This window comes from Paenibacillus barengoltzii NBRC 101215, assembly GCF_004000745.1.
In the GTDB taxonomy this organism is placed as follows: Bacteria; Bacillota; Bacilli; order Paenibacillales; family Paenibacillaceae; genus Fontibacillus; species Fontibacillus barengoltzii.
Map to the genome: position 1 here is coordinate 89614 of NZ_BILV01000011.1, position 20668 is coordinate 110281.

The following is a 20668-nucleotide window of genomic DNA, read 5'->3' on the forward strand; positions in this document are numbered from 1 at the left end:
ATATCCTGTTCTACGTTGGTCAAGAGCGAAAGTTTCAAAGCGGTCGTTCCCAAGCTGCAGCGCCATTCGCCTCAGCACTCTTCACGATCTCCTCACACAGCCGATGGGTTTCCAACGAATCTTGCAGTGAGATAGCCGGTTTCATTCCTTCGCGAACACAGCGGATAAAATGGTCGATAATCTGTACGAATCCCCGCCGATACAACACCGGATCCCAGTCCTTAAAAGTCAACCGTTTCGCCTCGCCGCCAGCATAAAGCTCCGTCGTGTTCAACCCGTCTACCCGCCATTTCTGACCAGGGCTCATCACTTCCAGGATTTCATCGTTAGCCCCTGAGTCACGGTTCATGATACCGATGCAGGTAAAGCCGTCACCCTCCAACTGAAGTGTGACATGGTACAGCTTGCCCTCCTGTACTCGGGTGGAGATGTGAAAGTTTTGGACGTCACCCGGTGCTAGAAACCGCAGCGTATCCACCACATGAATATAGTCGTCGAGCACGAAGCGGCGAGCATAGTCGGGCGAAGGCGTGCGATTTTTCTGCAGCAATACAAGCCGGCGATTCGGTTGATCCTTGAGGGCTGCGTTCATCGGAGCAAACCGTCGGTTGAAGCCCGTCATAAGCAGTACGCCTTTTTGCTCCGCTCGTTCGCTGAGCCGCTTGGATTCCTCGAAATGATAAGCGATTGGTTTATCCACGTAGACGTGGATTCCGTTCTCAATCAGTTGCTCCACCACCGCCGGATGGGACTCCGTTGCCGAATGGACGAACGCAGCATCCACACCGGACTTCACGAGCTCGTCCACGCTTCCAACCGTCTCCGGTATACGGTATTTAGCCGCCAGTTTGGCAAGTGTCTCCTGATTTCGTGTACTCAAGACAAGTTCGACGTCCTCCCTCGCCGTAATCACAGGCAAATACGCTTTTTGCGCAATATCGCCGAGTCCGATGATTCCGATACGCATCTTTTTGGCCTCCTGAGCATAGCTTCATAATTTCGTTGGAGTAAATGGGTCAACGTTTCCTTTCATTTTGGCATAGGGGAAGGAAGATGTAAATTTATCCGCAGCAAAAAAATACCCCCCCCATGTTGATCATGGGGGGGGTGTGTTCGACTGATCGATTAAACGAAGGAAGGTTTCGTACGGTCTACATCACCCGTGAGAACCTTCACATATTCCTTATCTCCGCCTTCGACGGAAGGACCAATATAGAGAATGCCTTTAGGGCGGCTGGATTGAAGCTTACGTCCCTTTGTACGCTTGGCATCCATCATCATCGATGGGGACAAATGCTTGGAAGCCTTGGGAACCGGGGCAGTGCCTTGCTTCAGTTTCAAGTTACCTCGCTTCATACCGAATCCCCTCCAAGGATATAATGAATGGTCCGCAGCAGTTCATTGTTATCAGATACGATGAGGCCTAACTGCTCTTCGGTCAAGTGATGCCTTCCGGAAAAATGAACCGAAAGCACATGTTCTCTACCTAAAGGATAGCATAGGATGTATACCTGTTCAACTTCAAGACGTCTAAAGAAAGCCCATTTTGAGGTTAAATACGCATCTAACACGTAGATCGGCTGTTGTCCGGATTCCACCCGCATTTTGTTTTCATGAAAGGTAAAAAATCTGCCTTTCCCTACGTTGCCTCCTACCTGCCCCATCCCCTCATCTCCCTGTGCCTTCCATAGCGCAGCACCGGTTACCAGATACCCCGGAGGGGGAAGAATCGACGTCCGAATGGCTTCGCTCAAAGCGTTGTAACGTTCCTGCTCATCGGGTACGGTTATATTTTTATTATAAGTCCAAAAGAGATGCAGGATTCGGCGTTTACGCTCCAGCTCCATTTCCATTCTTGCAAGTTCATCGCGCGGGTCTTGGTAACATCCTTCTTCTTGAATTGCTTTGATAAGCGAGCGGCAGGCGACGGCGACAGCCGCCTCGTCATTCCCATCCGTTCGAACCTCATATCTTAGCAACGTTAAGCCTTGAAGATCAGATAAGAGATGATATTCTGAAATTTTCTCCCCTGGAATGAGATCGTCACACTCTCTGATCTCCTGCGGGATGATGGCATAAACCCGCCTTCGTCCCAATCTACCCCAAAACAATCCCATTTCAAAAAGGGTATTGTCCCGGGTGATCAAAACAAACTTCCCCCGATAGAAAACGACATCATCCGGTGCAAATATGAACACTCCAAAGTCGTTCTTGCCAAGTTGCTTCTCCAGCGATTCCATCGTGTAGTCATTGCCTTCGAACGCGCCGGCATACCATGGAGTTACCTGGGCATATCGGTTGATCTGGGCCTGGATCCCGCTCGCGATCCCGATCGCTTCCCTTGAAGATCCAATAAAGACGTTCGGCTTGGTCACATCCACAACTCCACAGCTCCTTGAAAAACGAATCATCTTTTCCTAATTATACCATCCCGATTCGTTCTGTGCAGGTGGATGGAATACTTGGCGATGTCGTACTCCGATGAAGACTGAAAGTACGCTCCACCCTCCTGCCAGCAAGTAAACGTAGATAATTCCGAACCCCTCCGCGATGAAGCTCATGAGCAGCAGAGATATTCCAAACAGGAAATTCTGCAACGCGGATTGAGCTGATAGTACTTTGGGCAACTGATCCGGACCGGCGCTGCGTTGCGTAAACGTTTGGCGGGCAACTCCGACTAATTCGGAAAACGGACCGGTCAACAGCACTATGCCCAGCGTCAAAACAGCGGAAGTGTTTAACGCAAAGGCAAAGGTCAAAACGGCATATCCGAGCATACCGATCAGCAGTGCTGGGTACAACCGATTCTCCAACTTGTTTACCAGAGCTACAATCCACAGTCCGCCTAATACAGCCCCGGCAAAATAACCAGCGTTGATATACCCCCACCATGATTCATCCCGGTGTAAAATATCGCGCACAAATACAAGCAAAAATGCCCCCGACCATATCGAACCGCCTAACAGTTCCATCATCTCCATCCAGGTTAGTGCACGCAATCTTGGCAATCGCCATAGGGTGATCCACCCCTCTTTTAACGTTTCCCAATGAGAGATGGCCCGTCTGGATCCCCTATCTCCATTTGTTGCCATAGATGTTGTATTTCGAAGTTGCCCTCCGATCGGATCTACGATTCGGGTCGTAGCCAACATAGCGATTCCGTAAGCTCCAGCAACCGCAACAAGCACCGGAAACGAACCAAACTTCGCCACAACTACACCGCTGAGCGCCCATCCTGCAAACTGGATGATTTGATCCGTCACCGCGATCATACTGTTCGCTTTCAGCAACGTATCGTCCCGAACCAGCCTGGGAATCAGGGCATTCCTCGCAGGTGTCGTCCATCCGTCGAGGAAGGAAATCACTAAGATCACTCCATACAGAATGCCCGGGGCAGTTCCACCAACCCATGGGGAGACATACAACGCAAGCAACGAAAATAACAGAAACTGACCGCCTTGCGATATCGATAATATTGTGGTCAGTCGAAATCTGTTGATCACCAAGGGAGCCAGCAAGCTGCTGATTAACTGGGAACTCACCCGAATCAAAGGAACCAACGTCGCAAAGATGATGGATCCGGTCTGATCCAGGACCAGCGTAATAAAAGCGACAATATACAGGACGTCCGCCATGTTAGACAAGGTTTGCGAACTCCATAACCAAAAAAAGGACCGTTTCATCCCCGTATCACTCCTTTGTTCCAAACCAAATAACCCGGAAAATCCGGGGTCAAAAAAAAGGTTAGGTTCAAGAGTGAAGGATCAAATCGGTCCCATGCTTAATCTCCCTATATCTATCGTGTTGATTCGGATTTGCTCGCCTTAAGGCTCGTAAATCATCTTCCGCGTCATCCCGCCGTCAACTACTAGATGCGCGCCGGTCACAAATGTATTGTCCGGGTGAGTCAAGTACAGGCAGGCCCGGGCGATATCCTCCGGAGTTCCAACGCGTCCTGCCGGATGCTGCTTGTGATCGATCTCGCGCAAAGCATTGTAATCGCCGGTTTCAATCCACCCCGGACTGATGCAATTCACGCGGATGCCGTCCGGGCCAAGCGATACAGCCAGCGCATGCGTAAGCGATACGATGGCTCCCTTGGAAGCGGCGTACGCCTCCGAACCAGGCTCAGACATGAGCGAACGTGTAGAGGAGATATTCACAATGGCTCCACCCCGGCCGCTCCCCTTCACACGTTTGGCCATCTCACGGGAGGCTATAAACGTACTTCGCACATTGGTGTTCAGCACATCGTCCCATTCCTCTACCGTGAGCTCATAGGTGGATTTAAATCGCGATACTCCCGCATTGTTAATCAAAATATCGATCCGCCCCAGTTCACGCTCAGCTGTCTCCATTAAACGAACAATGTCTGCCTCCTGGCGAACATCGCACGGCACGAATATGGCCTGGCCCCCGTTCTTGCGGATTGCCTCCGCTGTTGCTCTGCCGGTTTCTTCATTGAACTCCGCCAGTACGACAGACGCACCTTCCCGAGCATAAGCTTCAACCACACCGCGGCCAATGCCCTGCCCTGCTCCCGTGACAATGACGGTCTTGTTTGCAAAAGACATCCCCAAACCTCACTCCTTCTGTCCGCTCTCCGCAATGTGACGGATTAATCCCGGCAGCCAATCGCCCAGCGCTTCAAACTGATATCCTGCTTCACGTGCTTTGGTATTGTCCATTACCCATGAGCTTGGGATGCCGAATGGTGATTGATGCTCCTGAGCCGTTTCACGTTCGATCAACGCTGTTTTGCCGGTGATCGATTCAATTAAGCGGATAATTTCGCCAATGGGAATTTCGCCATCAGAACAAGCGTTAATCGGGCCAGTCAGTTCGTTATCCCCCAGCCAGGCCAAGAACTTCGCCGTTTCCGCTGAAGTGATAAAGGAGATCGATGCGTCCGGATTTGGAATCCCGATCGGCTGCCCCAGCTGGACATGCTCGACATGAAAATGCAACCGACGCGTATAGTCATCCGGCCCTAATACGATCGGAATCCGCAGGGCGCTCACCGGGAAACCTGCCTGTTGGAAAAAAGCCGCTTCAGCCAGTCGTTTCCCTTCCCCATAATCAAACGCCTGCTTATCCCCAAGCTTCAGCTCATAATGATAAGGATCGAAGTCTTCTTCGGCCAATGGCGATTTGCCGAGCTTATAGACCGATAAGGTGGAAGTCAAAATATACTTCCCGACGCGCCCCTTGAATGCCCGCGCCGCAGCAAGCGCTTCGTTTGGAGAATAACAGATATTATCGTACACCAGATCCCAAGGTCCCGCCGCAGCCGCTTCTTGCAACGATTTCTCATCTGTACGGTCCAGCCGCAAATGCGTGACCGGCGCATCAAACTGGGCCTCCGTTTGGCCGCGGGTCGCAACCGTAACCTCATGCTTACCCGAACTTGCCAGCAGGTTAACCAGTCTTTTGCCAAAATAACGAGAACCGCCGAGTACTAGAATCTTTGCCATTTCTTCTTCCTCCGATCATCGGCTAATTCCCTTTCACGGGATTAACGCGTTGTAAACGTGCTTTTGATTAAGGATAAAGCGGTAAGCATCCCAAAGAAAAACATTTGCGGGTCTCGCACAATCTCAAAGTAATCCACGATATAGATCTGTTTCACATACATCGTAATGATTGGATAGATCAGCAACAGGAAGCTGGGCACAAAAACGAAAGCAAACAACGGGCGGTGGAACTTCCGCCGATTTGGAAAGCCGTTCAAAAAGCTTAAATACAATCCAAATGCTAAGCCATAGGCAATTTTGCCAATCAAGCCGTAATCGATTTTACCCAGCGTTTGTGTCTTATGATTCATCATGTCAGTAAACTGATGTCCATAATACATCAATACCAGGGCTCCAAGCATCCAGATGAAATAATAAAAATACCCTTTTGAGCTCTTCATGTATCTACTCTCCCTATGGATGGATCAAAAAGCCAATAACCAAATTTTATCATGAAAATGCAGGGAGAAGCAGGTTTTGTTGGCGGGAGGGATTGGATGAAGTTCTAACGAACCACAGAGCCCTTATTTCATTGATTTTGTGCTTGATAAAAATTTAACGGACTTCAATGACCTTATTCACGCTCAGTTTGCCTTGAAAGGAGCAATTTCCGGGAAATAAGGCCTCTGGGGTCCGTGAATGATCGTTTAAAAGCGTTTGGACTCAAAATAACGTCATCTGAGTCCGTTATCCGTTAGGTCTAGGTGAGGCCCCCCTCGTTCAATGAGGAACCCGCAGCTCCCTCCTCAACCAGCTTTAGCAGCGGCCAGCGTCTGAGCCATTCTTTGTCGTGGACCCGATTCTGGAACACGTGATGATCGTGAAAATACGGCCCTTGCCGAACCCGAAGCGACAGGAGATCGTCCAGCCCGAAGGGCGCGATCAGCTCGACCTCCCCCGCTGCGTTCAAGCGTGCGGCCACCGCCGTTGCCGTTTCCGGCCAATACCGCATAGCATCCTCAACCGAACGGTAAGGCGGAGTACCGTTGCGCAAATGCATGCGCGCCTGATTTTTCACCGACCAATTCAACCGAGGATTTCGTTCGCGCAGTTTTGCATCATTGGCTTTCTCCGCCTCCTCATCTAGACACGATGGATCATAATACAGCACATCCACATCGTGCAGCGGCGTCCGTTCAGCATAGCAATGCAGCACGTCCCAGACAAAGTTGCGAATATATCCGGCGGCGATGCAGCCCTGAGGCAACTTCAGCTCAGCAACAAGCTGCAGATCCGTCATCATGTCCGGCTGCCGGCGAATCGCCTCAATCAAATCGGCAGCACCAGTAATCGTTGATATCATCAGCTCCCTGCCTCCTGCTGTTTTAATGCTTCATCCTTGGGCAGCAGGACGGTGAGCAGACCGATCAACGGCAGCAAAGAGCAGACCTGCATAATGAACAAAATGCCCGCCTGATCGGCAAAGTTCCCCAACACGGCAGACCCTAAGCCGCCAAGCCCAAAGGACAAGCCAAAGAACAAGCCCGAGATCAGCCCGACCTTTCCCGGCAATAACTCCTGCGCATACACGACGATGATCGAAAACGCCGAGGACATGATCAGGCCGGCAATGACAACGAGTACGCCTGACCAGAACAGGTTGGCATAAGGCAACAACAGCGAAAACGGCGCCGTCCCGAGGATAGATACCCATATGATATTGCGCCGCCCATAGCGGTCCGCGATCGGCCCGCCAAAAAACGTGCCCACCGCCGAAGCCGCCAAAAAGGCAAAAATATACCATTGAGCCGTATCTTTCGCAACGCCATAGTGGTCCATAAGGAAAAATGAATAAAACGTCGAGATACTGATCGAGTATACGTTTTTAGAGAACAACAGCAGCACAAGCACGGTAATAGCCAGCATGATTTTGCCCCGGCTGAGCCGGCTCTTCGGTCGAGCTGCTCCACCTGCGGCTTTCGAACCCGCTGCACGCAGCTTACGTGGTTTCAAATCCTGGCCGCTGTACCATTTTGCTACGAAAAACTGGATGACGATCGCCGCAACCGCTGCCAAAGCAAACCAAGCTACGCTGGTCTGACCTAACGGGATAAAGATCAAAGCTGACATGATCGGACCTAACGACGCCCCGATGTTCCCGCCGACTTGAAAGATCGACTGCGCTAGGCCGCGTCTTGGACCCGCCGCTAAATAAGCTACACGCGACGACTCCGGATGGAACACCGACGACCCCAGCCCAATAGAGGTAACTGCCAGCAGAATCAAAGGATAACTGGGAGCAAAGGCCAGCATAACGATGCCCGCCAGCGTGAAGCAAACTCCAAGCGGTAGAATATAAGGCCGGGGCCGAACATCAGAGTACAAACCAACCAAGGGCTGGAACAAGGAGGCTGTCATGTTCATGGCGAACGAAATCCAGCCGATTTGGCCATAGGATAACAAGAGGGATTCGCGCAGCACCGGGAATAAGGCCGGAATCGCGGATTGCATCGTATCGTTTAATAAATGCACCGTGCTGATCGCAAAAAGAATCGGATAGACTGTAAGTACAGGATTCGCCGACTTCACGGCGGTTGACTGGTTCATCATGACCTCACATTTTTTCGGTATAGAATGGTTGATTCATTTATTTGGGTATGTTTTTATCTGGATCTGATCCGAACCGTTGGTTGCGGTTTAATCCATCGATCGCCTGCATCTCCTCGGCACTTAATTCGAAATCAAAGATATCCGCATTCTCTATAATCCGAGCTTCCCGGATCGATTTCGGAATGGTGACGACGCCCAGTTGTACATCCCAACGCAAAATAATCTGTGCCACCGTTTTGCCATATTTGCTGGCAATGCCTTTCAGCAGCTCATGCTCCAGCAAATGACCTTGGCCCAGCGGCGACCAGGCCTCCAACTGAATGCCTTTCTCCGTGCAATAGCGAAGCAATTCTTTTTGAGTCAAATAAGGATGAAACTCCACTTGGTTGACGGCCGGCACAACCTTGGCTTCGGACAACAAATCCTCCAAATGGTGGATTTGAAAATTACTTACGCCGATCGCGCGTACCTTACCTTCGGCATACACTTTTTCAAGCGCCCGATACGTCTCCTTGTACTTCCCCTTCACGGGCCAATGCACGAGAAATAAGTCCAAATAGTCGAGCCCTAATCGCTTCAGGCTGTCGTCAAACGACTTCAGTGTCGTCTCAAACCCTTGATCCGAGTTCCACACCTTGGACGTTATAAATACATCTTTCCTTTGAAGACCGTTCTCTTGCAGCGCCTCCCGGACACCTTGACCCACGCCTTCCTCATTGCGGTAAGCGGAAGCGGTATCAATACTGCGGTAGCCCGCGCGGATTGCCGCCTTCACAGCTTGCACGACTTCCTCGCCTTCCTTGGCCTTAAAGACGCCAAGTCCCAGCCAAGGCATTTGAACTCCATTGTTTAATGTCACGCAGTCTTGCAGATGATTTGGCAACTTCGACATGGGTTTCGTCCTCCTTTATGTTCAGGCGATTTCTGGTAATATCCTACATCAAGTCAACCGAAATGAACAGAGAACAAACCAAAAAGACCGCCCAAAGGCAGTCTCAGAGGTAGAAAAATCGTATTCCTATCGTTAAGTATTTAAGAAGGATAAGTATCAGATCAGGCAGTTTCTCTGGATCGACGCAGCTTTTGTCTGGCGCGGTACAATACGATTTTGAAATGGGATAACGAGATACCCATCAAATCCGCCGACTCCTGATAAGAGAAGCCCTGTACGTCATACAGCAGCACCGCATGTTGTTGGTTCGGCTGCAGAAAAGCCAGCTGTGCGTAGAGTTCCTGGCGGCTCTCTTCGCCAAGCACGGATTTCTCCGGAGTATCGTCGCTCGGATATCGGTGAAAAAATTCATTTTCGTACGAAGACGACCGGCTTTCCTTCCGCAGCAAGTCGATATAAGCGTTACGGGCGACGCGAAGCAGCCAGGCCTTGGCTCTCTTCCCCTCTGCTTCGTGCAGGTGCATCAGCGCCCGGCAAAACGTCTCTTGCATCAAATCCTCAGCGATATGCGAGTTGTGGCACATGCTATACAAATATCGAAAAACGTCATTTTTATATTCGCGGTAAAGCAAATCCATAGAACGAGTCTTCATGATTGATTCCTCACTTTCTCCCGGCTTTCAAAAAACAAGGCTGTCTTTGTATCTCCGCCTTACTTGGTCCATTATGCCGAATAGAGTTTGCGTCCCGACTAAGAAATTGTTAAGTTTTCCTTAAGAATTTACTGCGTTTTCCTTAAACAAAAAGACGCCATCTGGCGTCATCGTGCGAATTCTAGTTGATATTTCAGGCGTCATCCCGGCGCAACCGTACCGTAAACGCGGTACGATACTCGTTGCTGTCCGCCGAGATGGAGCCATGGTGCAAATCGACAATATGCTTGGCGATCGCGAGGCCGATGCCGGAGCCCCCTGTCTGGGAAGCGCGTGACTTCTCCACACGGTAAAACCGATCAAATAGATGCGGCAAGTCCACAGTCGGAATCGGATCACCGTAATTGACAACTTCGGTGACGATTTCTTCGCCTTCCTGCCAGCCGCGAATATCCAGATACTTCCCCTCGTGACCATACCGGATCGCATTGGTCATCAGGTTCTCGTAGACCCTGCGAAGCTTGTCCCCATCCGCCTGAACGTACAGCGGTCCGTGCAGATACAGCCGGCATTCCATGCCATTCTCCTGCAGCTGCCAGCCGAAATGCGCAGCCATTTGGTGAAGCATCTCCGCGAGATTAATCCGCCTGAATTCCAGCTTCATCTCCTTATTTTGCATACGCGTGTATTCGAACAAGTCCTGTAGCAGCTGCTTTAGCCGAAGTGACTCCTCGAAGGCCATGTTGACATAATAACGCAGCTCCACCTCATCGCGGTAACGGTCCTCTTCAATGAGTCCCAAATAACCGATAATCGAGGTAAGCGGGGTGCGTAGATCATGGGATACGTTGGTAATCAGCTCATTTTTCGTCTGCTCCGCCCGCCGTTCATCCTCGATGGAGGTGACCAGCCGGTCGATCATCCGGTTGATATCGGTCGCAAGCTGCCCGAGCTGCCCAACGTTCTGTACGGGGATTTTCCGTACGGAGCCGGCTTCAATTTTATGGACCTCTTCGATGAGCTGCTCCAAGTAGCGCTTCTCTTGACGACGAAGGCTGCGGCGGTAAAAATACAACGAAAACAGCATTAGAATCGGTACGCCGGTCAAATAGTACGCTTCCGGGAAACCGATATTTCGGTTAATCCACAGCACCACATTGTACACCGTCATACTAGGGAAGCTGATAAAAAATAACCGCGCCAGCAAAATAAGCAAAAACAGCGCAATTAGTGAAGTGACGACGGTCCAGAACAACCAGGCTACAAAACGCAGGCTAGCTTTCAAGTTTGTAGCCAACCCCCCAGACGGTACGAATCAGCTTCTCCCCATCCATTTCCTTCTCCAGCTTATCCCGGAGGCGGCTGATATGCACGGTAACCGAATTGCTGCTGTCCAAATATTTATCCTTCCAAATCAATTCGAAGATTTCCTCAGAACCAAATACCCGTCCGGGATGGCTCGCCAACAGATGCAGAATGCCAAATTCGATTGGGGTCAGCTTCAGCGGGTTGCCGTCTACGGTCGCCGTGTGCGTTTCTTTATCGATCGCCAATGAGGCGATCTTGATAATATGATCCTGCGATGGCTGTGTTGAGCTTGGCGGCTGCACAGTATAAGAGGATCGACGAAGCAACGATTTGACCCGGGCGACCAACTCCAGCGGATTAAATGGCTTCACCATATAATCGTCCGCTCCGGTCATCAGCCCGGTTATCTTGTCCATATCGCCGTCCTTGGCGCTTAACATAAGGATCGGCGTGGTCTTGGATTCACGAATCTTCATACAAACGGAGATTCCGTCAAGCCCAGGGAGCATCACATCAAGAATCACCAAGTCCACTTCCTCCTGCTCGGTGATCTCCAGCGCCCGCAAGCCGTCCTCCGCCTTCAGTACATGATAACCTTCATTTATAAGATAGATTTCGATTAGTTTTGCGATTTTTTCGTCATCATCGACAATCAAAATACGTTTACTCATTCATCCAATCATCCTTTATTTGAGCTGGTTAGACAAGAGCACACAATACCATCATATCATGTCTCTTGCCTCCAAATCCAAATAAAAGGTTACAAATTCCAACCATTATTGTTTCCAATGGAAAGGGATGAACACGTGAAATCTAGAGCCTTTACCGAGCTCAGAAGCGACGGTAATCTCACCTTGATGGATGTCCACGATTTTTTTAACGATCGACAATCCAAGCCCGCTGCCCCCATCTTTGCGTGTACGAGCTTTGTCAGCTTTATAGAAACGCTCAAAAATATGAACCAAATCCTCCTCGGACATGCCAATCCCGTTGTCCGCCACCATAACTACTGCCCGCTCCTCTTCAGACGTAAGCGACACTCGGATTTCCCCGCCTTCCGGCGTAAATTTGATACTGTTATGAATCAGATTCATCCAGACCTGGCTGAGCAGATCCTCGACGCCCTCAATCTCCAGCTCGGAAACCTCCATCTGGATTTGAATGTTTTTGGCTAGCCACTGAGGCTCACAGGCTAATACCACATTTTGCAGCTGGCGGTCCAGCCGAAACCGGTTCGTCTGCAGCGAGGTACGGTCTGTTTCCAATGCGGAGAGCTTCAGTAAATTATCGCTCATCTGCGACAAACGGCGGCTTTCCGATTCGATAATCTCCAGGTAATGGTTCCGTTTCTCTGGCGATAAGTCCGGTCTGCGCAAAGCTCGGGCGAAGCCGCGGATTGAGGTTAACGGGGATTGGATTTCGTGGGATACGTTGGAGATGAAGTCCTGCCGCATCGTTTCCATTTGTCCCAATGCCCGTGCCATCTCATTAAAGCTGTTCACGATCGTTTCAAACTCCCTCATCCGTTCAAATCCATCGATCCGAACCGAGAAATCCCCTTGGGAGATCCGGCGAATCGCATCGATCACGCGGTTCAGGCTTCTCAGTTGACGAGGCCGGAACATCGCGGATATCAGAAGCATGATCAATAATAATAAGATGACACCGAAAATGACATTAAGCAGATCGATAACATAAGCCGAAAAAGGAGGCTCCCATCTTCGGTAAATCGCTGCAGTTCCCCAGCGCGCCAAAGACCAAGTGATTCCGAAACATGCGAGGATAATCAGAAACTGGCCGATTCGGAGCAGGATCTCTCCGGCTCTCTTCCAGAAGATCAACGTTCCCCCACCTCCAAACGGTAACCGAGACCACGGATCGTACGAATTTTAAATCCAAACGTTTCTTCGGGAAACCGTTCGCGCAATCGATTAATATGCACATCCAGCGTGCGTTCATTTCCTTCAAAATCGTATCCCCAGATGTCCTCAATCAGCTGTTCCCGGGGGAGGGTACGCCCTGCATAGCTGCCCAGCTTGAACAGCAGTTCGAATTCCTTCAGCGGCAGCGTAAAGCTGGCATCGCCATTTTCAACTTCAAAGGTTTTGCGATTCATTCGCAGCGTACCGATGGTCACGATCTGCGAGATCGACACTTGATACCGCTTGAGCAGCGCCTTCACCCGGGCAACGAGTTCGGCGGGTTCAAACGGTTTGACGAGGTAATCGTCCGTGCCCAGTTCAAAGCCCTTGACCACCTGCCGGGTCTCCCCCTTCGCCGTTAACATGAGCAGCGGCATCTCATAGTAACGGCGCAGCTCACGGCAAAGATCCCAGCCGTCCATCTCCGGCATCATGATGTCGAGGATCACCATGTCGACCTTTTCTGATTCCACTAGGGCCAGAGCCTCCCGGCCATTTTCAGCTTCCAACACTTGATCGATACCCGCTTCCTCCAGGAACAGGCGAACCAGCTCACGGATATGTTGATCGTCGTCCACAACGAGAATTTTAGCCATGCTACATCTCTTCCTCCTCGTTATCAATCGGTTCTGACTCTTCTTGGCTTGCGGCGATTTGCAGCTGCTGTGAGGCGAACTCGCGATACATGGCGTGCTGGCGCAAGAGCTGCTCATGTGTGCCTCGGCCCGTAACCTTCCCTTTTTCAATAAAAATCAACTGATCTGCCCCAATGACGGTCGAGAGCCGGTGGGCAATGACAATCGTTGTCCGACCCTTCATCAGGTTATTCAGTGCCTTCTGAACTACAATTTCCGAGCTGCTGTCCAGGCTCGAGGTAGCTTCGTCCAGCATGAGGATGTTCGGATCACGCAGTAATGCACGCGCAATGGCGATCCGCTGTCGCTGTCCCCCGGACAGCTTAACCCCGCGTTCGCCGACATCGGTATCGAACCCGTTTGGCAGTTCGGCGATAAAGCCATCCGCATACGCCATCTCCGCCGCCCGCTTCAGCTCCGCTTCGCTGACTTCGCGCTCGATGCCGTAGCACAGATTCTCACGGATTGTTCCGGCGATGATCGGACTTTCTTGTGAGACGTAGCCAATCATTCCGCGCCAGGAGCGCAGCGAGAATGAATCGATGGGGGCGTCCCCCAAGCGGATGCTGCCCTGCTGCGGTGTATAAAACCGCTCCAACAAGGCAAACAACGTCGTTTTGCCGCCGCCGCTGGGGCCTACAACTGCGGTTACGGTTCCCGGTTCCATCGTAAACGAAACGTCCTGCAGTACCGGCTCTTCCGGATTGTACGCGAAGGTAACTCCGTCCACGATTAACGGCTGATCCGCCTTGGTAATCTCCTGTCCTTGGTCAAAAGGCTCTTCCTCGGCATCCAGCGTTTGAAGAATCCGCTCGGTTGCCCCTTTCGCTTTCTGAAGTTGGGTGAAAAACGTCGTCAACTGCGTCATCGGCATGACAATCTGAACGAGGTACAAAATAAACGCCACCAATTCTCCGGCGGACAGCCCGCCGTTCGCTACCTGCATCCCGCCGTAGCCAATCACCACGACAAGCAGCATCATCATCACAAAGGCCATAAAGGGGCTAATCCATGCCATGACTTTACCCTCCCGTACACCGAAGGAGAGCAGTCTGCCGATCGCTTGGTTGCCGCTTTCGTATTCCTGCCGCTCCGCATTCGATGCTTTGACCAGGCGGATTTCGGACAACACCTGGCTTAAGGCCGCTGTAAACGAGGCGGTCTCGTCCTGCATAGCCAGTGAGATTTTATACATCGTCCGGCCCAGCGGCACAAGGATCAGTGCGGCGAGAGGGATCACCGCGGACATGACCAGGGTCATTTTCCAGTTCAAATAAAACAGGACGGCTACCGCACCTAGTATCGAGATAATCCCGCTGATAAAGCCGGAGACTTGTTCGGAGATCAACGTTTTGAGAATTCCGGTGTCATTCGTCATTCGACTGACCGACTCCCCGGTTCGAGTATTGTCGAAGTAGGATACCGGCAAGCGGAGCATCTTCTTCCACAATCGATCCCGAAGGCTGGCAACCATGCGCTGACCAGTATAATTCAGCAGGAAGATCGATACGCCGGAAGCGACGGACATCCCGATAAATGCAGCACCGATCCACAAGATCTGCGACCCGCTGATGGAAGACAGCGAAAAACCGTCAACGAGATTTTTCGTGAACATCGGAATGACGAGGCTGACCAACGTTGACAGGAGGCTGAGGACGATCGCGACAACAAAGAGCGGCAGCGGCGGTTTCGTTTCTCGCATCAGGCGAAAAAACGCCTTTGAACTTCCTCCGCTTTGGCTCACTTGATCATCTATATTTTTTAAGTTAGGGTTATTCCTTGGCATGTGGTTCTCTTCCCTTCCCTCTCTATCTGAAACAAGACGAGCCGGACATACCGGCTCTAGGAAAAAGACTACATATCGAATTTAAACTGAAGTTAAACAATGTTAATGTTGAAACTAGAGATTTTCTACTTCCACACTGATGACATGGTTAATCTTCCGGAGAAAATGGTACAGCTCCGTCGTATACTCCTTCTCGGATGCGGTAATCACCATATCGACGCGCTGGCGGCCCTCCTCCAGGTCTTTGATCTTCAGCCGCCGAATCCGGTGCTTGTTCATCTTCGATGTTTGTTCCAGATCCCCGCTGCATTCAATGATCCGAATCAGTTCGGTGACGTTGCCATGATCCTCCATGACGATTTTGATGGAGACGTCACGTTGATTCAGCTTATATGGTCCAATCCATTTAATGATATAAGGTACAACATTCACGGAAATGATGAGTAAAACCACCGTTAATGCAGCCGCGAGGTAGAAGCCGGTTCCGATCGCGATACCAATCCCTGACGCTGCCCAGATCATCGCCGCAGAGGTCAGGCCGGAGATTCCTTCATTGCTTCGGCGAAGGATCGCCCCTGCCCCCAGGAAACCGATCCCGCTGACGATTTGCGCTGCCAGCCGCATCGGATCCATGTTCGGATGATCTGGTCCAGCGAATTTAGCAAACGCCTCGATCGACACAATCGTAACCAAGCAGCTGGCAATACAAATGACCATACTTGTCTTGATGCCCAGCGGTTTCTGCTTTAATTGCCGATCGATCCCGATAAATAGCCCGAACAATAGCGCGAGACACAGTTTTACAACGATTTCCATTTCGTTCATCATGATCGCAACTCCTCCAAGTATATAAGGTGAGTATAATTGTATTCGGCACTTTGGTGCAAATCGAACATCCCCTCCCAAAATATGAAAAAGAAACTCATGCGACTGGACACGCTACCTAGCCAGCAGGAGTTTCTTGGGCTTACTGTGTTAAACGTTCAGCAAAAATATCGTCGGGATTCGCATCAGAATAAGATTTCACAAACTGATCATAGGTACCTTCAAATGTGAACCTTCCTTGGTTCAGGAGATGAATTTTACAATCCACTTTCTGAAAATCATGCAGGGTATGGCGCCGGCGATTAAATCAAAAAGAGTTGTTTTTCCTGAACCATTTTTTCCAATCAAGACCTGAATCTTCCCCGCTTCAAAGTCTGCACACAAATCGTTTAAGACCTTACGATCGGACTTCTTATAGGTATAGCTTAAATGACGAATGGTGATCATCGGTTCCTCCTTCGTTCAAGTGCGGTAAGTGGGGGATACAATTTTAATCCATTTGAAGCCTGTCGTTCCCAACCCCATGTAAAGGCCTGTGATAAGAAATAGATAAACGGAAGACAAGTGGCTGATCGGTTGGCCTGTAAACCACTCTGCAAAGACGAAAGTCAAATTCCGAACGTACTCCAGCGGGTTAATGAAAGCCATCACATGCCCAAGCGGAAACGGCAAGGAATCTGAGTTGGCCGATATCAAAAACATCACCAGCACCGAGATATTGAGAAGGGTCATTAATGCTTCCTGTCGGACAGGCAAGAATAGAATGTTCAGAACAAACAGGGAAACCGCAAGCCCTCCAATCAGGCTGGACGTTAAAGCGGTCATTACAAAGGGGAGAAAATGCGCATAACTGTTCAAATATAAAGTCCCTGTAATTGCGGTGAACAACAGAATCATGAGGATGAGGAACACAAGCTGGCTGATCAATTTGCCTAGTATTACGCCATTTTTGCTGCCAGAAACGAATTTAAACATTTTTAAAAAGCCCGTTTCTCGTAACGAAATTAGACTTGTAGTCACTTCTACAGACATCACTAAAGTGATATAGGAGATAAACAAGCTAGACTGATGAATAAAAGTGTCTTCTTCCGGTTGCTGCATTAGCCATGGTGCATGATATACAAAAAAGAGAAAGAGCGGAAACACCAGATACCATAGGAAACCGATTTTGTGGTTCATCGTCATGATCGCAAACAACCGAACATACTCGTACACGATTCTCATTATTATAACTCCTTGATCAGTGACTATAGGGATATTTTTCTAATATTGTTAGAATTTCAATTATTCTCATTTTATTTATTCCCTGCTTCATTGGTCAAGAAGAAAAAAGCCTGAACCATCATGAAACGGCTCAGGCTTCTGAATTAATGAATCAGTTCAATTAGAATTTAGCAGCCAGTTCGGCAGCGCGTTTTACGCCATCATGAATGATTTCTTCGGCGCGGTCTTGGAATTGGTTGTGTCCTTCAACCACAACGACTTCCGGATCGTTAATGCCCCAGAAGGCCAGGGTGTTCTTCACATAGTTCAGGGACATTTCCAGCGCAGTCGCAGGACCTTCGGAATAAACACCGCCACGCGCTTGCAGCAACGCTACTTTCTTATCGCCAACCAAGCCCACCGGACCTTGTTCGGTGTACTTGAACGTTTTACCCGCTTGGTTCAAGTAGAACAGGTACGTCAACAGCTGTGCTGGAATCGTGAAGTTCCATAGCGGGAATGCAAATACGACCTTATCCGCATTCAGAAATTGCTCCAAATAGCCGTTAGCCAAGTCAGCAGCTTTTTGCTCTTCTGGCGTTGTTGGAATCCCGTTATTGACTTTGAACAGCCCGTTCAGCATATCCAAATCATAATAAGGCAGGTTCAACTCAAACAGGTTCAATTCGATGATTTCATCATGAGGATGAGTTTCTTTGTACGTTTGCAAGAAGCTTTCGTACAACTTTACGGTAGCAGATTGCTCTGCTGGGCGATTATTAGCCTTAACAAATAAAACTTGAGACATTTGTGTTTCCCTCCGACTCTTCTTTTCTACTTTATTTTCCTTAGTTACTATATATTAGCTTGCAACTAGTTTAACAATAGTTATAATAATCACTAACTACCACTTTGTCAATTACAGATTCAAAAAATTCAAACTTTATCCACTTCCGTTTCCGCCTGTATTCCTCTTCTAAATTTGCTGCGAACCTGCTCTGCTGCCGCCGTCATTTGCTTCAAAGCTGCGACTGTCTCCTGTTGTCCCCTCGTTTTCAAACCGCAATCAGGGTTGACCCAGAACAATTCCGGATCTAACACTTGAATCGCTCGCTCGATCAATCGTATCATCTCCTCCGCGGACGGGACGCGCGGACTGTGAATGTCGTAAACCCCTAACCCGATTCCAAGTGGATACGTATGCTTCTCAAAACTGTGGATCAGCTCGCCGTGGCTCCGTGAAGTTTCGATCGAGATAACATCCGCATCCAGCGCACGGATCTCTTCCAAGATATCGTCAAATTCGCAGTAGCACATATGCGTATGAATTTGGGTCGTATCCCGTACCGATGAAGTCGTCACCCGGAACGCCTTCACTGCCCAGTTCAAATAGTTCGACCAGTCCTTCTGCTTCAGCGGCAGTCCTTCGCGCAGCGCAGGCTCGTCCACCTGGATCATTTCAATTCCCGCTTCCTCCAACACTTCGACTTCCTTTCGCAAGGCCAATGCAATTTGATAAGCCACCTGCTCCCGGGACAGGTCACTGCGAACAAAGGACCAGTTCAAGATCGTGATCGGACCTGTTAACATGCCTTTCACCGGTTTGTTCGTCAGGCTTTGGGCGTAGGCCGTTTCCTTCACGGTCATTGGCCCAGCAAATTCGACGTCTCCATAAATGATCGGAGGCTTCACGCAGCGCGTTCCATAGGACTGGACCCAGCCTCCTTGCGTAAACGCAAATCCTGGGAGCTTCTCGCCAAAAAACTCCACCATATCGGTCCGCTCAAACTCACCGTGCACCAATACGTCGAGCCCGATCTCCTCTTGAAACTCCACCCATCTGCGGATCTCCGCTTGGATGAACGCTTCGTACTTCTCCGCGCTCCACTCACCTTTACGCCACTTCTGCCTTGCAGCCCGCACCTCGGCGGTTTGCGGGAAACTGCCAATCGTTGTAGTCGGCAGGAACGGCAGCTGCCACTTCGCCTGCTGCTTCCGCCGCCGTTCGGCGAAATCGCTGGCGCGCTCAGCCGGAGCAGCTGCGGCCTGCGCTGCTTCTTCCCGTACGAATGGAAGGTTGCGGGCTGGATCTGCAGCAAGCGCAGCCAAAGCCCGGCGATTCTCGGTGAACTGCACCGGCTCCGCTCCTTCTCCGTGGGCCGCCTTGCATAAGCTCACCAACTCCTCCAGCTTCTGCTCGGCAAAGGCCAGCGCATCGTGCAATACCGGATGCAGCCGCTCCTCCCTTGTTACAGATACCGGGACATGTAGCAAGCTGCAAGAAGGCTGCACGATGACCTCCGACGCTCCGGCCTGAAGCGAAATCACCTTCAGCAGGTTTAGTGCCTCATCTAAATCCGTACGCCAAATATTCCGCCCGTCAATCAGTCCCGCACCCAGCGTCTTGTCAGCAGGGAAGCCGGAACGCCGGAGTGATTCGAGGTTACCTTCCCGGCCATGAACGAAATCCAATCCCAAACCGTGCACCGGCAGTTCAATCAGTTCATCATACCGTTCGACCGCATCAAAATAGGTTTGGAGCATCAGTCGCAATCCCGGAACCTCCTGCGTAATCGTCTTGTAGATCAAGCGAAGCTGTAGTACGTCCTCCTCACTTAAAGAGACAACAACAGCCGGTTCATCGATTTGCACCCAATCTGCACCCGCTGCCTCCAGTTCGCGCAACACCTGTACGTACAGAGGCAGCAGCTTTTGGGTCCAAGTTTCAGCCTCCCCCGCGGTTTCCCCTTTGGATAACTTCAGCAACGTAAACAGTCCGAGCAGAACAGGCCTTCCGTTGATCCCGAGCTCCTGTTTCGCCTCCAGATAGGCTTGCAGCGGCCGATTGACAGTCAACTTGGGATCACGGTTCCCCAGCTCAGGTACGATATAATGGTAGTTCGTATTAAACCATTTGGTCATCTCGCTGGCGGTTGCTTCGTCATTGCCTCTTGCGATCGCGTAATACAGATCAAGCGAGATTTGTTCCCCGTTCCAAGCGAAGCGCTCCGGTACAAGCCCAAACATCGTCGCCGTATCCAGAACGTGATCATAATACGTAAAATCACCAACCGGTATGATATCAAGCCCCCGATCCCGCTGCACACGCAGGTTGTTCAAGCGAATCTCTTTTAATCGAGCATGAAGCTCCGGCTCTGTGATTTTCCCTGACCAATATGCCTCGATTTGCTTCTTCCAATCCCGTTGTCCACCGATTCTGGGATACCCCAGATTACCACTCAAAAAGTTCCCCATGTTCATTTCCTCCCATTGGTTTGATCAATCATACTAAGTCCGTAAAAAACACAAAAAAGGTCCTCGATAGCATGGCTAAAGAGGACCTTCGATCCGTTGTTCGATGGCTTGCAACTTTAACACCTC

The 20668-nt window shown here is 50.3% G+C and carries 21 protein-coding genes; all 21 read right to left on the reverse strand.

Annotation, left to right across the window (positions count from 1 at the left end; genetic code table 11):
- Nucleotides 1–34: 34 nt before the first annotated feature.
- The 21 genes from PBA01S_RS04860 to metE all read right to left on the reverse strand — a co-directional run bounded on the left by PBA01S_RS04860 (nt 35) and on the right by metE (nt 20542).
- Nucleotides 35–967 (reverse strand): Gfo/Idh/MocA family protein, encoded by a 933-nt coding sequence (locus PBA01S_RS04860; RefSeq protein WP_127575459.1) that lies wholly within the window; start codon nt 965–967, stop codon nt 35–37.
- A 158-nt stretch (nt 968–1125) separates the two neighbouring features.
- Nucleotides 1126–1356, reverse strand: coding sequence for a hypothetical protein (locus tag PBA01S_RS04865; protein WP_127575460.1), 231 nt, complete (start codon nt 1354–1356; stop codon nt 1126–1128).
- A complete protein-coding gene (locus PBA01S_RS04870) occupies nt 1353–2381 on the reverse strand; it encodes a TIR domain-containing protein (protein WP_255315290.1) in 1029 nt (342 codons plus the stop codon). The genes PBA01S_RS04865 and PBA01S_RS04870 overlap by 4 nt, the downstream gene beginning before the upstream one ends.
- Before the next feature lie 36 nt (nt 2382–2417).
- Nucleotides 2418–3683 carry an MFS transporter gene (locus PBA01S_RS04875; protein ID WP_085279004.1) on the reverse strand — a complete coding sequence of 422 codons (1266 nt, stop codon included), beginning with the start codon at nt 3681–3683 and terminating at the stop codon, nt 2418–2420.
- Nucleotides 3684–3824: 141 nt separating this feature from the next.
- Nucleotides 3825–4574: an SDR family NAD(P)-dependent oxidoreductase gene (locus PBA01S_RS04880; protein WP_127575462.1), complete on the reverse strand. Its 750-nt coding sequence runs from the start codon at nt 4572–4574 to the stop codon at nt 3825–3827.
- 9 nt (nt 4575–4583) lie between these two features.
- Nucleotides 4584–5474 (reverse strand): NAD-dependent epimerase/dehydratase family protein, encoded by an 891-nt coding sequence (locus PBA01S_RS04885; protein WP_127575463.1) that lies wholly within the window; start codon nt 5472–5474, stop codon nt 4584–4586.
- Nucleotides 5475–5515: 41 nt separating this feature from the next.
- Nucleotides 5516–5914: a hypothetical protein gene (locus PBA01S_RS04890; RefSeq protein WP_127575464.1), complete on the reverse strand. Its 399-nt coding sequence runs from the start codon at nt 5912–5914 to the stop codon at nt 5516–5518.
- A gap of 299 nt (nt 5915–6213) precedes the next feature.
- On the reverse strand, nt 6214–6816 hold the full coding sequence (locus PBA01S_RS04895) for a nucleotidyltransferase family protein (protein ID WP_127575465.1): 603 nt from the start codon (nt 6814–6816) through the stop codon (nt 6214–6216).
- A complete protein-coding gene (locus tag PBA01S_RS04900; RefSeq protein WP_371859497.1) occupies nt 6816–8063 on the reverse strand; it encodes an MFS transporter in 1248 nt (415 codons plus the stop codon). The genes PBA01S_RS04895 and PBA01S_RS04900 overlap by 1 nt, the downstream gene beginning before the upstream one ends.
- Before the next feature lie 37 nt (nt 8064–8100).
- Nucleotides 8101–8946 (reverse strand): aldo/keto reductase, encoded by an 846-nt coding sequence (locus PBA01S_RS04905; protein ID WP_028538940.1) that lies wholly within the window; start codon nt 8944–8946, stop codon nt 8101–8103.
- Nucleotides 8947–9116: 170 nt separating this feature from the next.
- Nucleotides 9117–9608, reverse strand: coding sequence for a sigma-70 family RNA polymerase sigma factor (locus PBA01S_RS04910; RefSeq protein WP_127575466.1), 492 nt, complete (start codon nt 9606–9608; stop codon nt 9117–9119).
- Between the two features lie 193 nt (nt 9609–9801).
- Nucleotides 9802–10893: a sensor histidine kinase gene (locus PBA01S_RS04915; protein ID WP_127575467.1), complete on the reverse strand. Its 1092-nt coding sequence runs from the start codon at nt 10891–10893 to the stop codon at nt 9802–9804.
- On the reverse strand, nt 10883–11587 hold the full coding sequence (locus PBA01S_RS04920; protein ID WP_028538942.1) for a response regulator transcription factor: 705 nt from the start codon (nt 11585–11587) through the stop codon (nt 10883–10885). Before PBA01S_RS04920 ends, PBA01S_RS04915 begins: the two co-directional genes overlap by 11 nt.
- Nucleotides 11588–11692: 105 nt before the next feature.
- Nucleotides 11693–12757, reverse strand: coding sequence for a sensor histidine kinase (locus tag PBA01S_RS04925; RefSeq protein ID WP_051416948.1), 1065 nt, complete (start codon nt 12755–12757; stop codon nt 11693–11695).
- On the reverse strand, nt 12754–13434 hold the full coding sequence (locus PBA01S_RS04930; protein ID WP_127575468.1) for a response regulator transcription factor: 681 nt from the start codon (nt 13432–13434) through the stop codon (nt 12754–12756). The genes PBA01S_RS04925 and PBA01S_RS04930 overlap by 4 nt, the downstream gene beginning before the upstream one ends.
- Before the next feature lies 1 nt (nt 13435).
- Nucleotides 13436–15175 carry an ABC transporter ATP-binding protein gene (locus tag PBA01S_RS04935; protein ID WP_255315291.1) on the reverse strand — a complete coding sequence of 580 codons (1740 nt, stop codon included), beginning with the start codon at nt 15173–15175 and terminating at the stop codon, nt 13436–13438.
- A gap of 198 nt (nt 15176–15373) precedes the next feature.
- A complete protein-coding gene (locus PBA01S_RS04940) occupies nt 15374–16087 on the reverse strand; it encodes an MgtC/SapB family protein (RefSeq protein WP_016312315.1) in 714 nt (237 codons plus the stop codon).
- A gap of 240 nt (nt 16088–16327) precedes the next feature.
- A complete protein-coding gene (locus PBA01S_RS04945; protein ID WP_028538946.1) occupies nt 16328–16531 on the reverse strand; it encodes an ATP-binding cassette domain-containing protein in 204 nt (67 codons plus the stop codon).
- A 15-nt stretch (nt 16532–16546) separates the two neighbouring features.
- Nucleotides 16547–17281 (reverse strand): hypothetical protein, encoded by a 735-nt coding sequence (locus PBA01S_RS04950; protein ID WP_127575469.1) that lies wholly within the window; start codon nt 17279–17281, stop codon nt 16547–16549.
- A gap of 187 nt (nt 17282–17468) precedes the next feature.
- Entirely contained in the window at nt 17469–18095 is a 627-nt protein-coding gene (locus PBA01S_RS04955) for an FMN-dependent NADH-azoreductase (protein WP_127575470.1), read from the reverse strand.
- A 128-nt stretch (nt 18096–18223) separates the two neighbouring features.
- Complete coding sequence (gene metE / locus PBA01S_RS04960; RefSeq protein WP_127575471.1) at nt 18224–20542, reverse strand: 5-methyltetrahydropteroyltriglutamate--homocysteine S-methyltransferase; 2319 nt, start codon at nt 20540–20542, stop codon at nt 18224–18226.
- Between the last annotated feature and the right edge of the window lie 126 nt (nt 20543–20668).